A 15,809-nucleotide genomic window follows, 5' to 3' on the forward strand; every position below is an offset into this window, starting at 1 on the left:
TTCTAGAATAAGTTCTTTAGAAAACTTTATTTTTGTTTTGTAAGCAAAAGAAAAAAAATTGAAAGTTGTACATATTATCGAAGCATTAGGCGGTGGCGTTTATACCTATTTTGAAGATCTCACCCATCATTTCGAAAAAGAAGCTATTCGTCATAAAGTACCAACTTTCATCCTCTATAGCGATAACCGCAAAGAAATCGATCCTCAAAAAGTAGCCCAATTGTTCGCTACCATCCCAAATAAAAAAGTGGAGATGAAAAGAGAGATCCACCCAATTTCGGACGGTAAAGCCATACAAACCCTCATCCGTGAACTCCAAGCCATCAAACCCGATGTGGTGCATTTGCATTCCTCCAAAGCTGGTGTTTTAGGAAGAATCGCTTGCTGTTTTGTGAGTCCAAAACCACTCGTTTTTTATACGCCACACGGCTATGCCTTTCAACGCACCGACATTTCTCCTTACGCCAAAAAAATGTATTGGTGTATTGAAAAATACTTCCAAAAAATTTTCGGTGGAATTACCATCGCTTGTGGTGACTCTGAGTTTGAATTAGCAAAACAATTAGGAAAAGCCGAAATGATAAGAAATGGTATAGACATTTCTACCATCCAAAACCACCTGCAACCTGTTTCGAATGCTAAATTAACCATAGGAATAGCCGGTAGAATAACTGCTGCTAGAAACCCCAAACTATTCAATGCCATTGCCTTGCAATTTCCAGAGTATCAATTTGTATGGATTGGCGATGGAGAAGAGCGAAATCAAATTACGGCTCCAAATATCAAAATTACCGGTTGGTTTCTAGAAAAAAAACAGGTGTATGAGCAAATAAATGCTTTAGATATTTATCTTCAAACCTCCCTTTGGGAAGGACTACCCATCGCTGTTCTAGAGGCTATGGCCTTAATGAAACCAGTAATTGCAACAAAAATAAATGGTAATAAGGATACCGTTATTCCTAACGAAACAGGCTTCTTATTTCAAGAAATATCAGAATTAGCCTCCCACTTCAAAAACCTAGAAGACCCCATTACTAGAACCCAATTGGGTAAAAATGCAGAAGAAAGATGCAAACTTTTATTTGATACTACCAAAAATTTTACGGCTCTTACGGAGCTATACCAGCAGTATCTTTTTGCTGCAACCAAAGACTCCCAAAAACAGAAAACCAAAAGCCGCTGAATGTAATTCCATCAAAACGCAATAAAAAATCATCCGTTAAGTTCGAAGTGAAAAAGAGAAAGAAAAAAGAAAAAATCAATGCGTTTTTCAAATCGATTCCTAGATAACCAATAGTGCCAATATAAAGCAACACTATTATTGGTCCTGCAACACCAAATTTGAGTAAAAAATCGAGAAACTGATTGTGCGTAGGAAAGGCATATTTAGCCAAAAAATGTTGATGGGTTTGTTTAAAATACTTCACCAATTCTGGTTTTCCATCCGAAGCTCCCACTCCAAAAGGCAAATGTTGCAACGATAATTCCCAAGCCGATTTCCATATAGAAACTCTAGTTACGAGAGAATTAAAAACCTTTATTTCGGGGTGATCAATTTCGTCTAACTTTCCCACCTTGTCCATATAAGCAAACGTCACCGAACTGTATTTTTCTTTCATATAAGGATTTTTTTGAACAAAAAGTATCAAAATTCCCGCTATTACTCCGCCAATACATAGACCATATAACATCATTTTTTTTAGATTAAAATGTGCTAAAAAAAACGAAAACACTACAAAAAAATATCCTGCCAATACATTGAATAATGCCATTCGAGTATTCACCAAAAGCACAAAGAAAAAAGAACAGGCAAATACAATAAAGGTTAAAAAAACAACGCTTTTATCTTTTCTCATTTGCCAACTTTGTACTAACAAATACAAAGCCGCAATACTCACAAAAGCCAAGTGCATATTGAGTGCTGGAGCATGAATCCCGATAGAATTGGCGAAAACATAACCCATTTCCCAAAGGTGAACACCCTGCCAATATTTAGAGACATACTCCGGAAAAACAACTACAAACCGAAATGCAAAAACAATCATTAGTAAGGTGGTACTATTTACATAATACCCCAACAATTTCGAAAAAGAAATCCTTTGGTAATTCCCCAAAATAAATAAGGGAAACAAAACCAATGCCGCGCTCTTTTCAATGGATTTGATCCCTTGCCTCAAATCATCGTTGTTCCAAAAAAGTACTAATTCTAACAAAAAAGGAGACGCAATTATGCCAGCTAAAACCAACGCTTTTTTGGACCATTGTATTTTCTTACAATAGAAAATATTAAAAATTGCAAAAACAAAAATTAACCAAGTACAAGGCTTTCTAAAAATCAAGGTACATGCGATAGCTACCAAAAAAAAAGCAAAAATCTTATTGAACTGTTTTTCGGAAATGGTCATAATAAAGAGCATAATAGATTAAGGGGAAAACACCCATTTTGTGACGAATCGCCGATCCTAAATCGGGTTCGAAAACACCTTGCAGTATAAAAAAAGAGAACACAAAAAGAAGCATCCATAACTCGTACACATATTCTTTTTTGTCTTTTATACAACGAGCCAATCGAACTAATAAAATGTAAAACAAGAATAATTGCCAAATTACAAACAATACAATCTGTGGAGAAAAAATATGTTTCAATCCATTAAGCGGAACATTTACCGTAAAAAAACCATACAAAATACCTATGATTTCTCCATACCAAGTATCTGTTTTTACGGGAGAAACAATACTAGAATTCGCATCAACAGAACCCATTCGAGCGCTATTAATAAGCTCTCGGCTTTGCTCCGAAAAAAATTGCCCTTGTACAAAGCCATAACTCAATGACAAAAAAATAATTATTGCTATTCCGTAAAATAAAGTTGCAAAAGTTCGATTCGAAATTTTGATACAAGTAACCCAATACATTCCCATGGCAACAATGGGCAATAAGACAAAATACGGTCTATATATCGCTCCAAAAAACACAAAAAGAGACAAGCTTATAAATAGCGTTTTCTGAAAAGAAAATAGCTTTTTTTGAAATAAAAAAACAATTGTCGAGAGGTACAAAAAAGTAATAAACTCCTTAGAAGGCATCGACATAAAAACAGCTATCATAGTAAAAGCCAAATACACCAAAACGTTTTTAATAGTCACTTTCTCGAACGTACTTGGAACACCTATTTTATACAAAACCCCCATCAGAATAGGAAACTGAATTAAGGCAATCACAGCAAAAGGCAAATATCGTAAACCTGTTATTTTATAGAACAAAATCGTTAAAGGATAACTTCCAAAATAGCCTATTTCGTTACCCTTATCATAAGCAATTATAGCTGCATCATAATAAAACCGTTTGGGTAAAACAAAACTAGCAGCAAAAGCCACAAGAAGATTGAGTCCTACAAGGAGGAAAAAAGCTGCGGTGTTTTTTTTTAGGAATAAAGACATTCAGGTCTAATTGAAAATATAGTAACAAACTTAACTCAAAAACAGCTTAATTCCGTCTTTGACATACACAAAAAGGGCCGTTCCAAGATTCCAAAATAAGGCACTTACCGAAAAAGCAATAGCGGCACCCAACATTCCATAAGAAGGAATCAACCAATAATTAAGTAAAAAATTAAGGACAAGAGCCCCCAAAACAATGCGTTGAAAAATACGTTGACGCCCTGTCATATTCAGATAAACAGGAGCCGACCCAAAAAAAACACAAAAACCTTGACCCAAAACCAGTACTACTAATGCCTCTTTGGCCACTACATAACTAGGACCAAAAAAATGCAAAATAAACTCTGGAAAGAGAACCAATATGATAATAACCGGTAGTGTAACTGCAACGATTAATCGGGAACTATTTTGGACTATTTTCTGTACTTTGTCCATTTCTTTATTTGAAAAACTAGCTGCAATAGCTGCCGAAACGGTAATATTTACCGTTAAAATAATAACAGACAACAAAGTCATTAATTTGACCGCCACAGCATAAAAAGCTACGCTAGCATCGCCGTGGTATTTTTTTAAAAAAAGAATATCAAAACTCATCATTAAAAAAATAGCCATTCCACTTACGGCAATCGGAAATGATTTAGTGATAATTTCACGAGTAGAAAAACAATCAACAGTAGAAGTTGCAGGTTTTTTTCTGAAAAAATAAACGGTCAATAGTGTCGTTATCACTCCAGAAAAAACAAAACTCAACAAAAAAGCATCCACCAAATACGGTTCTAATTGCCATTGCACTAATAAAAAAGCTACCACAATTATCGGTAAGTATTTGAAAATATTTCGAAATAGTTCAGCAACTCCTACTTCCTCTAACGCCCTAAAAACCTCAACATTTAGTATAGAAAGCCCATAAAAAAACAAGGCTGCCGAAGCTTTTATCAGAAGTAGATAAGTAGCATCGTCCGAAAAAAATAGTGCCACAACAGAGGCATCCAATGCTACTATACAAACCAATAAGAGCAACGAAGCTACAAAAAGCATCGAGACCATTTTTAAATATACTTTTCTCAAATGTCCCAAAGAGAAATCCGGATACAAACGCCCTTTGAAATACAAAATGGATTGATCAAAACCCAATAAACAAATACTCCCGATAGCAAAAAGAAATGTGCGAACAAAATCATATTGCCCTACTACTTGAGGCGTAAACTTTTGCGTTAAAAACAACGTAAATCCAAACAATAGCACCACACCAAAAACCCTAATAAACAAGGTTAGTAAACTTTGCCTCACTACAGGATTTTGAATGGTTTTAATGAAATGAAAGTGCAGCGATCTTAACACATTTGGTCTTGTTAGCAAAATTTTTTTTAGAGAGCAACCGCTTTAGATTTAGCCAATTGCTTTTGATAAAATCGGAGGAACAAATGAACACCTACAAATACAAATAAAAGAGCGATTGGCAATACCAACTTCATCTTTCCATTTATGGCTATTGAAGTAGTACTATTCAAAGTGAAAGTTACCTCTTTGATGGTTTTTTGAAAGTTGATTACTTTCAAACGGTTTTTACCTTGTTGGTAAACCAAATCTTGTTTGGTTTTTATAATATCATTGAGTTGCGTATTTTCATTATAGTACATCAATTTGTCGTTTTTTAACGAACTCTTTACATTGTCCGAAAACCCATTCAAAACTCCATTAATTTGTTGAATAATGGTATCATTTTGTGCAATAGTTTGTTTCAAATTTGCGACTTCCACCTCCTGTATTGCTGAAAAATAGTCCGATTGATTGAGATAGTTCAGCAATGGTGTAATCAATTGTTTTTCGGTTGCAGACCCATTGGTCACTACAGCAATGGTATGATACGTGTAATTTTTACTGGTTATATTATCCTCTAATACTTTTTTGACTTCACCAACCTCGGCCATTAATTTAATCAATTCAAAATTTCGCTCTTTGTCTTCAATAAATTTATAGACATCGGCAATGGGTTTGATTTCAATTTTTCTTACAACTTCAGGATGGGATAATCCTACTTCTTTTTGCAAAAAAGTAGTCTCTCCAGCATTAATTTTAGATTGAATCAAATTGATTTTAGCATACAAATAATCCACACTTCCAAAATTGGGAATTACTGTAATTTCATGGGTATACAATTTATTGTTTTTATCCAAAAATAACCCCAAACCAAAACCAATAATAAGCAATGCTGCCACTATTTTCCATTGGTGTACAAAAAACTGAATGCAATTGAACAACAAAGTATTCAAACGTTCGAAACCCTTTTTTACTTTGGTGGTAATTTGAAATACGTCAATTTCTGAATCGCTATGCGAGGGTGTACTCATGAGCTTTTATTTACTATTCAAGATTTGTTCTAAAATTTTAATGGTAATCAAATAGGTTGGTTTTACGCCAGTTGTTCCCAAACCTCCTGAAGCCAAAGTGCTTCCAGTTTCTAACGGATTATCAGAAGCATAGTAGGCATAACGCACTTTGATGTCTTTGGGTACACTCTTTCTGATTTTAGAGGCCGATTGAATTGCTTTTTGATAGTAAGCCCCTTCCATCTCTAAACCAATCACTCCCCAGGTAGACTCATGGAAGAATTTCAACAGATCTCTATTTTGAAGCGATGTACCCAAAACGGTAACCATAGGTCCTGCAAAAACAGCAATGTCATTGCCTTCGAACATTTTGGCGGTCAATTCGTTTTCAAAGAAATAATTATCCGCAGTTCCTTCGTTGATGTGGGCGTTTGGAATCATAATATCGCCTTTGCCGCCTTCCAAAATTCCCGCTTTTCCCATAATAGAAACCGATTGAACGTTAAGGTGAATTTCTTTTTTATAAGGTTTCAATAATTCATCAATCGTTTCATAGGCTTGTTCACCAAAAGCATAATCCATGACAATCAATACGGGAGCTTTATCGCCTACTTGTGTGTTTGGAAATGCCGTTTGGGACCAATTAATTTTGGCTGTATCAAAAATTTGAACGTCTATATTCGTTCCTGAAGTGTCGGGCAAAAACAACATACCATTTTTCTCGGCCACTGTTTCTACTTGTTTGCGTAATTCTTTGGCGCCTGAGTTGCTCAATTCTTCATAAATTACAAAGTCTGATTTGTCTTTGAATTTTGATTTCAGTAGAGGCGTGGCAAAAATAGAATTCATCACACTATGCATATTGGCACTAATTACATGAATAGGGCGATCCAAAAGTTTTTTGCTTTTCAACACTTCTTTGATCGAATTGGCCCAAATTTCACCATGAATATGATGCCCCAAACGTTCTCTAAGAATTGGGCTAAAGGTGATGGTTCTTTTTTTGTTGTCTACTACTTCCTCTATGGCTAATTTTCCTAACCAATAAATCACATGCAGAAAACGATCCGGTGCCGTTTCGGAGCCAAAAGCCTCATAAATGTCTAATACTTCTTCAAACGTTCTACCTAAAATATTAGACGCATGCGAAATCGCTTTTTCTTTCTCGATTTGAGTTAGTTTCTTAGGCTGATTTACTGCCGCTTCTAATTTTAACCAATCTCTAGAAACCTCACCAGCATCGAGTAAAACGCGGTCTTTGATTTTGTGTGATTCGATAAAAATGAAGGTCAGATGCGTCAAAATATCATAAATATCGGAACGTCCGCGAGTGATTTCGACATTCATTTGTTCTTCGTCAATTCGGTAGCAATTTCTTCTTCGCTTTGGCGGCACAATAGCCTGAAAATGCGATTTAGAATAGCCTTCATCCGAAGTTAAATTAATAAATCGGCACTGCTCAATCCCTACTGGAAGTCGTTCGATAACGTATAATAAACCGTTCAATTCTACTTTTTCATCGGCAATAGAACCGTAAATTTCGGGGCGCAAAGCCAATAAAGCTTCCCGTAAGGTGTCGCCCGAAATTCCCATAGGTTTGTAAAACCCACGGTTGAATAAATGGCGAATGGTAATGTACATTTTTTCTATAGCCGCAGAAGATTCTTGCGCTCTAGATCTTGATATATGTTTGGTTGTATTCATCTTGTTTGTTTTTAGTGCCTCTCAAAGGTAAGTAAAAGTTTTTTTTAGTTGGTTAAGGTAAGTTGAATAGCTAAACTTCCTTTTGAAAACACCAAATGCCCCTTATTTTCAATATTATTTAATAGCTTGTGCCACTTCCCTCCAGAATAAAACCATCTCAAAGATTCTTCACTTTTCAATAATCCAATATAAGGCTGGTAATCTTGACCATCTGAGTATATCTTAGTTGTTTTGTTAATTTGATCTCCTATTCTCTTGTTACCTTTTTGATCGATAGTATAGTTAAAAGTATATTTGTTCTCCTCAATAATTATCCATTCAAAACCAATGAATAATCCTTGTTTTGGAATAATAATATTTTGATCTGATACATCAATTGTATTTTTTCTCTTTCCTTTTTTTAATGAAACAATTATAGTTTCATCATTATAATTGGCTCCTGGACCTCCATCAGGAGCAACATCATAGATTCGTAACTTAATTTTTGCAGTTGCTAATTGTGAATTAGATAAGAAAGTGATCTTTTGAATAAATGGGTGTTCTTCAATTATCGAAGAATTTTTAATGTGCGTAACTATTATCGTTGGTTTATTATCTGCTGAATGATAACTATTGACTTCTTTACTTTTGAACGTATTGATTTCTATTTGTTCTTTTCCTAGTCTCTTTTGAACTAAAACATCTTTCAAATGATTTACTTCTAAAGACAACAAAATCCCTTGATTATCTGCCACTCTTGCTTTTTTTCTTAGATAGCCTACGGCCGAAAAAACCAATACTTTATCCGATGTTGTATTGATAGTAAAAGTACCATCTAGTTCTGAGGTGGTTCCAATGTTTTCATTCTCCACCCAAATATTTACATAAGGAATGGGCTGCCCTGAAATACTGTCTTTGACAACACCTTTTAATTGCGAAAAACTAAATTGAAATGCAAAAAGCAGCATCCAAAACCAATACTTATTTCTCATTCTAATTTTTATTTTCAAAAAAGACAGCAATTTTACGATCATTGCTCAATCTCGGAATTTTATTTTGTCCCCCCAATTTCCCGATGGATTTCATATAGTCTTGGAAACCGTTTTTGGCGACTTTGGTGATGACTACCTTTCGCAAAACGTTGCCAACAATCAAATCATCGTAATAGATATTTTGCTTGCGCATGGCTTGGTCAATCGCTTCGGCAAAAGCAACCTCATCCTCTGGTTCGTTTTCAAATTCAATAAACCATTCGTGATAAGGCAATCCTTCTTTGGGCGTAATCTGTGGCGCCACTGTAAATTCATTGATACGAATAGTGGTCCCTTGAATCGCTTCTTGCAAAGCACTTTCTACCTCTTTGCCAATCACGTGTTCCCCAAAAGCCGAAATGTAATGTTTGATTCTACCCGAAACAATAACGCGATAGGGTTTCAAGGAAGTAAACTGTACGGTATCCCCAATATTGTAGCCCCAAAGTCCCGCATTGGTAGAAATAATCAGTACATAATTTACGCCCAATTCGACTTCGCCTATGGTGTAACGCTTTGGATTCTCGTTAAAAAACTCCTCACTTTTGATGAACTCATAAAAAATTCCTGAATTCAACAACAACAACATTCCTTTCTCTTTTTGAGCATCTTGGTAGGCAAAAAAACCTTCAGAAGCAGGAAAAAGTTCGATGCTATCTACTTTTCGACCAATTAAATTCTCGAATTTGGCACGATACGGTTCAAAATTAACGCCTCCATAAATGAATAAATTGAAGTTTTGGAACAATTCTCCAACGGGCTTTTGAGCCTTTTGTTGCAATTTTTCGAAATACATTTGTACCCAAGACGGAATTCCAGAAATCACGCGCATGTCTTCTTTTATGGTCTCTTCTACAATAGCATTGACTTTGGTTTCCCAATCTTCAATACAGTTGGTTTCCCAAGATGGCATTCTGTTTTTTTGCAAATAACCCGGAACAAAATGAGCAGCTATGCCTGATAATCTTCCCAATTTGATGCCATTTTTCTCGGTTAAAATGGGACTCCCTTGCAAGAAAATCATTTTCCCATCTACAAAATCAGCATTACCCGTTTCATGAATGTAATGCAAAATAGCATTTCTAGAAGCTTTAATATGTGTCGGCATAGACTCCTTAGTCAAAGGAATATATTTAGCCCCCGAAGTGGTACCCGAAGTTTTGGCAAAATAAATAGGTTTGCCTTTCCAAAGCACATTTTCTTCTCCATTTACTACTCGGTCAATGTAATATTTTAGACCTTCGTAATCTCTGATAGGAACCTTTTGAACAAAATCAGCATGGGACTGTATTTGTTCAAAATGATGGTCTATACCAAATTGAGTATTTTGGGCTTCTTTTATTAATTTTTTAAAAACCGTTTCTTGTGTGGCTACGGGATTTTGTGCCCATTCTTGTGTCTTTCGGACTATTTTTTTAGCAAATAATTTTGCCGCGATTGCTTTTATTGACATTACTTTTGGGTTTTGAACTCTTTTCCCTGCTGCTTTTTTTAGATAAAAACACAGCAACAAACCATCTTTTTAGGAAAAAAAATTACTTTAATCTGCGCAAATATAACGATTAAAGCTTGTTTGCTTGAAGCCCCATTGCTGTAAATGTAAGGGCCTAAACCTAAATTTATCATATATTTAACGATAACAAGAATAAATAATTCTTTTAAAATCAAAACAGATTAAGGAATTCTATATACATTTGCACCGTTATTCAGTACAAATTTGCTACGGCAATAAAAAATACAATCATGGGAAGATTAGGACTTACAGAAATCCTTGTTATAGTGGGTATCATTTTATTACTTTTTGGAGGTAAAAAAATTCCAGAATTGATGAAAGGTCTAGGAAGCGGAATAAAAGAATTCAAAAACGCAGCCAAAGACGAACAACCGGCTAATTCTAAAAAAGAAGAAGAGACAAAAGAATAAACTTTTCAAAATTACCGTATAAAAAACCAAACCCTTTACTGCTATAGATAAAGGGTTTGGTTTTTTTTTATTAATTTTTTAATATATTTATTAAATTTTTAATGAAAAACCATGAAACTTACTGGTATTCAAAAAACCACAGTCGTACTCTTATCACTTTATAGTATTTGGGAAATAGTGGTACAAATTTGGGCACAATCAGAAAAAACGGCAGTTATCCGAGCTGATTTAGTGTTTATTTATCCCGTTTTATTAGTGTTTATTCTAATATCATTATTTCAATACTTCAGGAACAAAAAATAGTGTTTTACAAATTTAACCCTTTAAAATATGAATTGTTTAAACTGTAACTCCGAAGCCTCAGGATCCTATTGTTATAATTGTGGTCAAAAAACGAGTACTACTCGATTTTCTTTTAAACAAATTTTCAAGAACGATATTGCTAGTACATTTTATGCTTTCTTTAAAAGTGAACTCTTTTTTACCATCAAAGAATTGTTTACTAGACCAGGTCATTCTGTAAGAGAATATCTGGCAGGCAAAAGGGTGAATCATATGAATTACATGAGTTTGTTTATTTTACTCTCGGCAATAGGTATTTTTTTAGATAAATATGCTAAAGTGAGTATGGCTGCCTTAAGTGCCGAAGACAAAGCCTCCGAAAAAATAATGGTCAATTATTTTAATTTTGTTAGAGACAATCCAAAAACCTTCATTTTCATTACAATTCCTATTATTTCTGCATTCACCTATCTTTTTTTCAAGAAAAGTAAATTCAATTTTCCAGAACACTTGATTATGAATGTGTATAAAGCCTCTGCTCTATTAATCTTATCCAAAATAGTAACCCTTTTTTCTATACTGTCTTCGAATATCGCTTTGCTAAAATTTGTAGATCAATTGGTTTCTTATGGCACAACTGGCTATTCCATTTGGTTTTTATACCAATTTTTTTATGACTCCAAATTGTATAGCAAAGCTGTTTTAATCATTCGATCTACTGTAGCAGTTCTTTTTGGACTACTGTTTTCAACCATCTTTATGTTTATCTATTGGTTGATCTATTTCGCTTTAGAAGGAGGAAAAATTAGTTAATGTTTTAAAAAAGATGACTAAATATAAAAAGGCCCATCAAACCTGATTTGATAAGCCTTTTAACTAAAAATTGTACGACTAACCACCGTAAATCACCGCATCTGGAATATAATATTTTTCAGAACTGTTTACTATCAATTCCCATTCGTCTGAGCTGATTTTTGCAAAAGTTAATTTACAATTTGCCGATTTACAAGACCATTCTCCTTGGGAAAACACAAAAACACGTTTGCTCTTGCCAGGCAAGGTAGCGTGTACTTCTGCTCCTCCATTAGAACGAATCACACCAAATTTTGCTGATTTGGGTGTAGAACCTATAGCTGCTCTTAAATCGCCAGTGGCATTATAATTCGTTCCGGCAACTTTGGCATCTACAGATTTCGAGGCAGTTGGGATACTGATGCTGAGAGAATAACTGGCTTTTTCGCCACGTCTGGCAGAACTTCGCATTTGATACACTCTAATTTTATACGTTCCATTAGAGGGTAAGGTAATGCTACATTTGTTCCCGTCGTTTTGACCGATAAAAATGGCTTCGCCTTGTGACCCTGGAGGTAACACATTAAAAAAAGCATCGTTGCTTTTGTTGGTCAAGGTTACATTCAACTTTTGACCTTGATTGGCCCCAAGGGTATAATCAATGGTTTGATCGCCAGCAATCGTTCCTTGAATTAGTGTTGAAGATTTGCCAGCAGGGAAAGTCACTTTTTTGGTGATGATTTGAGCAAAAGAAAGTAAAGGAACCATTGCTACAAAAAATACCATTACAAAAACTTGTTGCGGTGTTGATTTCATAAAAAATTGATTTTTAAATATACAATCATAAAATTAAACAAAATATATCCTCGATTAGTAATTGAAAACATAATATTTCATAGTGAACATTTTTAAAAAAAATAAATGGACTATTTTCAGAAAAATACTTTAAGTATTAATTAAGAAAAATTAAAAATTTTAAGAATGTTTTATAAATTTGAATAATTGATTTACTACAGAAAAAAATAATTAAAAACAATATTTTCCAAAGCCTATTTAACTTATCAAAAAAATAATTTATAACAATTCTGTTTTTTTAAAGTAAAACAATATTGTTATACAATTAACTAATCTGGTATACTAAACTATTATTTTAAGAATGAGAAAAATTACTTTAAAATTCCAAATACTGACTACCTTATTTGGGCTATTATTGTCGATGAGTATTTATGCACAAAATCCTGGTGGTGTTTCAGGTGCAAGTCTTTGGTTAAAAGCCGATGGGGGCCGTTCTAACTCTGGGTCCAACGTAACAGATTGGAATGACCAAACGGGAATTAACAACTTTAGTGTAATAGGTTCACCTCAAGTTGAATTCAATGCCATCAACTTCAAACCGGTGATTTCTTTTGTTAACGCCAACCCCGACCCATCAGCAACTCTACCTACAACCAGATTAAACGGAAACACACCTATTAGCTATGTAGATGGGTTTGCAGTATATAAGAATAGCGCGAACCAGACTACCGTAATAGGAAGTACACAGCCTGGAACAAATTTTGGTGTCGGAATTTTTGCTGGTGGCAACTCAACCGCTGTTTTTGTTTCAAATGGTACAGCAAGTACTAATCAGCGTTTTGATAATCAAAATGTAAGTCAGTTTGGAATTGTCAACCTGGATGTGAGTTTGGCTTCTGCACCTTTTGCAACCGGCAGATTAAATAGTCAACCGCAGACTATGACAGATGGTGGGGGTGGAAATTTTAATACTATCAATTTCACTCCCATGATTGGAGGAAGTAATAATAATGGAGCCGTTAACGGATGGCATGCTTTCAACGGACAGTTGGCGGAAGTGGTACTCTTCCCTACCAGTTTGTCAATTACAGATAAAATAAAGGTTGAGTCCTATCTCGCCATTAAATACGGCATCAGCTTAGGCAACAACACCACATCAGTGGCTTATACTAGTTCGGCAGGTACTACCATTTGGACAGCTGATGCCACTTATAAAAACGATATTTTCGGCATCGGAAAAGACGATGGCAGTGGTTTGAACCAAACTTCATCCAACTCCCTGAATACGGGTAGTGGCGATGGCACCGGGCAATCGGGTAAAGGGAATATTGTCTTGAGTAATGCTAGTTCACTAGAAAACAATGATTTTTTGATTATTGGGCATGATAATGGGGCATTAACAGAACAAACTACTGACTTGCCTTCCTCACTTGCTGGAGGCAAGCGCCTTGGTCGTGAATGGAAAGTAAAGCATACCAACGATGTGGGAACGATCACTCTAAAATTCAGCACGCTGGGCCTCACATTGAGTGGCGCCTCACTAGCGGATTTCAAATTACTGTTTGATACCGATGGTAATGGCAACTTTGCAGACGGCACAGTAACGGAAGTAGTCCCAACATCAATCTCGGGTAATGAATTGGTCTTTAACACGGTTGCACTTCCACAAGATGCCGTGTTTACCTTTATGACTCAAAAAGCACCGGTAGGTCCAGGTGTGCTAGGCGCCAACCTCTGGCTGAAAGCCGATGCAGGTATTACGCAATCCAGCGGAAAAGTCAGTAGCTGGGCCAATCAAGGAAGTATGTCCAATGCTGATGCTACACAGAGCCTAGCATCAAAGCAACCTACTTTGATAACCTCTGGTGCAAATCAAATTAATTTTCAACCCATCTTGAGTTTTGACGGGACTGATGATACTATGGCTACTCCCATTTTATCAGGTTTACTTGGTGGTACTCCTGGGAACGAAACCGCTACCCAATTTGTAGTTTACCGTCATGTTGGATCAAATTATGACAACCTCTACAATGCATCCGATTTGTCGGGACCTTGGAAGATCGGGTTCAATAACGTTGGTCAAATGTTACAGCAAAACCTGAAAAGTGATCCAACTAGTTTGGTTCAGAGCGGTGAAGTTGCTTTGGCCGACATGACAGCAACTACCCTCAGCGCAGGAAGCAGTACTTTAAATCTGAATATAAATGGTACTAGCGGGCAAACCGTAGGTGGAGATTATAGGGATATTCCCAATAGTCCTTTAAACTTTGGAACCTATGCTGGAAATTTATTTCAGGTCAACATTTCAGAATTAGTCGTATATCCATCAATTCTATCCGACTCCGACAGAAATAAAGTACAGTCTTATCTTGCGCTTAAATATGGTATCAGTCTGGGAGACAATACCGCAGCAGTGGCCTATACCAATTCGGCAGGCACTACCATTTGGGCTGCTGATGCCACTTATAAAAACGATATTTTCGGCATCGGAAAAGACGATGGTAATGGATTAAACCAAACTTCATCCAACTCTATGAATACAGGTAGTGGCGATGGTAGTGGACAATCGGGAAAAGGAAATATTGTTTTGTCAGCTCCAAGTTCATTAGACACTAATGATTTTTTGATTATTGGGCATGACAATGGGGCTTTAACCGAACAGACTACTGATTTGCCTATTGATGAAAATGGAAACAATCGTTTTGCAAGAGAATGGAAAGTAAAACATACAGGTGATGTTGGCACAGTGAATTTACAATTTGATTTGACTGGTCTATGTTTATCGGGTATTCAAGCTTCTGATTATACATTAGTAATTGATGCCGATGGTAATGGCAACTTTACTGATGGTACAATAACAAAAATAACAGCATCGACATTAGTATCTAATAAAGTAACTTTTAATAATGTGAGTTTACCTAATAATGCCGTTTTCACTTTCATGGGAACACCATCTAAACTTGCATTAACTTCGAATACAAGTACTACATCTCAAACCGTTTGTAATAATAATGCTATTACTCCAATAACTTACAGTGTAACAAATGCTACAGGAGTTAATGCTACTGATTTACCTAATGGTGTTGCAGCCGTTTATAATAATGGTGTGATTACCCTTTCAGGAACACCAACAGTAGCTGGAACATTCAATTATACTTTAACTGTTATCAGTTCTCAATGTACTCCAGCTCCAACGGCAACTGGAACAATTAGTGTAACGGCAACCAACACTGTTTCAAATGCTTCTACTGCACCTACGCTCTGCCAAAACTCAATAGTATCACCAATTACTCATACTACAACTGGTGCAACAGGAATCGGTACAGCAATTGGACTACCAACTGGAGTTCAAGCCCTTTGGTCGGCAAATACAATAACTATTTCAGGGACACCAACTGTTAGTGGGATTTTCAACTACACTATTCCTTTGACTGGTGGTTGTGGTACAGTGAACGCAACTGGTACCATAACCGTTACTACTAAACCTAGCCAACCCATAATCACTGCTGCTGGCCCTACTGCTTTCTGTACG

General features: G+C 35.7%; 12 protein-coding genes. 4 read left to right on the forward strand and 8 right to left on the reverse strand.

Annotated features, from left to right (window positions below):
• Positions 1–58: 58 nt before the first annotated feature.
• Positions 59–1,183: a glycosyltransferase gene (locus ACSVH5_RS10520; RefSeq protein WP_438061394.1), complete on the forward strand. Its 1,125-nt coding sequence runs from the start codon at positions 59–61 to the stop codon at positions 1,181–1,183.
• Here the strand turns inward: ACSVH5_RS10520 and ACSVH5_RS10525 are convergent.
• From ACSVH5_RS10525 to ACSVH5_RS10555, 7 genes are all read right to left on the reverse strand, one after another.
• Positions 1,110–2,405, reverse strand: coding sequence for an O-antigen ligase family protein (locus tag ACSVH5_RS10525; RefSeq protein ID WP_438061395.1), 1,296 nt, complete (start codon positions 2,403–2,405; stop codon positions 1,110–1,112). The genes ACSVH5_RS10520 and ACSVH5_RS10525 overlap by 74 nt on opposite strands.
• Entirely contained in the window at positions 2,377–3,441 is a 1,065-nt protein-coding gene (locus ACSVH5_RS10530; protein WP_438061396.1) for a hypothetical protein, read from the reverse strand. Before ACSVH5_RS10530 ends, ACSVH5_RS10525 begins: the two co-directional genes overlap by 29 nt.
• Before the next feature lie 30 nt (positions 3,442–3,471).
• The gene (locus tag ACSVH5_RS10535; protein WP_438061397.1) at positions 3,472–4,731 is read right to left on the reverse strand and encodes an MATE family efflux transporter; all 1,260 of its coding nucleotides are present in this window, start codon (positions 4,729–4,731) and stop codon (positions 3,472–3,474) included.
• Between the two features lie 77 nt (positions 4,732–4,808).
• Complete coding sequence (locus ACSVH5_RS10540; protein WP_438061398.1) at positions 4,809–5,792, reverse strand: hypothetical protein; 984 nt, start codon at positions 5,790–5,792, stop codon at positions 4,809–4,811.
• A gap of 6 nt (positions 5,793–5,798) precedes the next feature.
• A complete protein-coding gene (locus ACSVH5_RS10545) occupies positions 5,799–7,475 on the reverse strand; it encodes a DUF6909 family protein (RefSeq protein ID WP_438061399.1) in 1,677 nt (558 codons plus the stop codon).
• A gap of 44 nt (positions 7,476–7,519) precedes the next feature.
• Positions 7,520–8,446, reverse strand: a complete 927-nt coding sequence (locus ACSVH5_RS10550; protein WP_438061400.1) for a carboxypeptidase-like regulatory domain-containing protein — start codon at positions 8,444–8,446, stop codon at positions 7,520–7,522.
• 1 nt (position 8,447) lies between these two features.
• On the reverse strand, positions 8,448–9,938 hold the full coding sequence (locus ACSVH5_RS10555; protein ID WP_438061401.1) for a GH3 auxin-responsive promoter family protein: 1,491 nt from the start codon (positions 9,936–9,938) through the stop codon (positions 8,448–8,450).
• Positions 9,939–10,228: 290 nt separating this feature from the next.
• Here ACSVH5_RS10555 and ACSVH5_RS10560 point away from each other — a divergent pair, with 290 nt between their 5' ends.
• The gene (locus ACSVH5_RS10560; RefSeq protein ID WP_438061402.1) at positions 10,229–10,408 is read left to right on the forward strand and encodes a Sec-independent protein translocase subunit TatA/TatB; all 180 of its coding nucleotides are present in this window, start codon (positions 10,229–10,231) and stop codon (positions 10,406–10,408) included.
• Positions 10,409–10,738: 330 nt separating this feature from the next.
• Positions 10,739–11,503: a DUF3667 domain-containing protein gene (locus ACSVH5_RS10565; protein WP_438061403.1), complete on the forward strand. Its 765-nt coding sequence runs from the start codon at positions 10,739–10,741 to the stop codon at positions 11,501–11,503.
• Positions 11,504–11,581: 78 nt separating this feature from the next.
• On the opposite strand, the gene ACSVH5_RS10570 is transcribed toward ACSVH5_RS10565, so the two are convergent.
• Complete coding sequence (locus ACSVH5_RS10570) at positions 11,582–12,298, reverse strand: PPC domain-containing protein (RefSeq protein ID WP_438061404.1); 717 nt, start codon at positions 12,296–12,298, stop codon at positions 11,582–11,584.
• 340 nt (positions 12,299–12,638) lie between these two features.
• On the opposite strand from ACSVH5_RS10570, the gene ACSVH5_RS10575 reads away from it, so the two are divergent.
• A partial coding sequence (locus ACSVH5_RS10575) for a beta strand repeat-containing protein (RefSeq protein ID WP_438061405.1) occupies positions 12,639–15,809 on the forward strand: 3,171 nt, incomplete at its 3' end.

It is taken from the genome of Flavobacterium sp. RSSA_27, from assembly GCF_051547125.1.
Lineage (GTDB): Bacteria > Bacteroidota > Bacteroidia > Flavobacteriales > Flavobacteriaceae > Flavobacterium.

Excerpts from the sequence above, each read along its gene's own strand:
- ACSVH5_RS10530 (WP_438061396.1), bottom strand. The coding sequence starts at position 3,441 with ATGTCTTTATTCCTAAAAAAAAACACCGCAGCTTTTTTCCTCCTTGTA.
- ACSVH5_RS10550 (WP_438061400.1), bottom strand. The coding sequence starts at position 8,446 with ATGAGAAATAAGTATTGGTTTTGGATGCTGCTTTTTGCATTTCAATTT.
- ACSVH5_RS10565 (WP_438061403.1), top strand. The coding sequence starts at position 10,739 with ATGAATTGTTTAAACTGTAACTCCGAAGCCTCAGGATCCTATTGTTAT.
- ACSVH5_RS10545 (WP_438061399.1), bottom strand. The coding sequence starts at position 7,475 with ATGAATACAACCAAACATATATCAAGATCTAGAGCGCAAGAATCTTCT.
- ACSVH5_RS10525 (WP_438061395.1), bottom strand. The coding sequence starts at position 2,405 with ATGACCATTTCCGAAAAACAGTTCAATAAGATTTTTGCTTTTTTTTTG.
- ACSVH5_RS10570 (WP_438061404.1), bottom strand. The coding sequence starts at position 12,298 with ATGAAATCAACACCGCAACAAGTTTTTGTAATGGTATTTTTTGTAGCA.
- ACSVH5_RS10560 (WP_438061402.1), top strand. The coding sequence starts at position 10,229 with ATGGGAAGATTAGGACTTACAGAAATCCTTGTTATAGTGGGTATCATT.
- ACSVH5_RS10555 (WP_438061401.1), bottom strand. The coding sequence starts at position 9,938 with ATGTCAATAAAAGCAATCGCGGCAAAATTATTTGCTAAAAAAATAGTC.
- ACSVH5_RS10540 (WP_438061398.1), bottom strand. The coding sequence starts at position 5,792 with ATGAGTACACCCTCGCATAGCGATTCAGAAATTGACGTATTTCAAATT.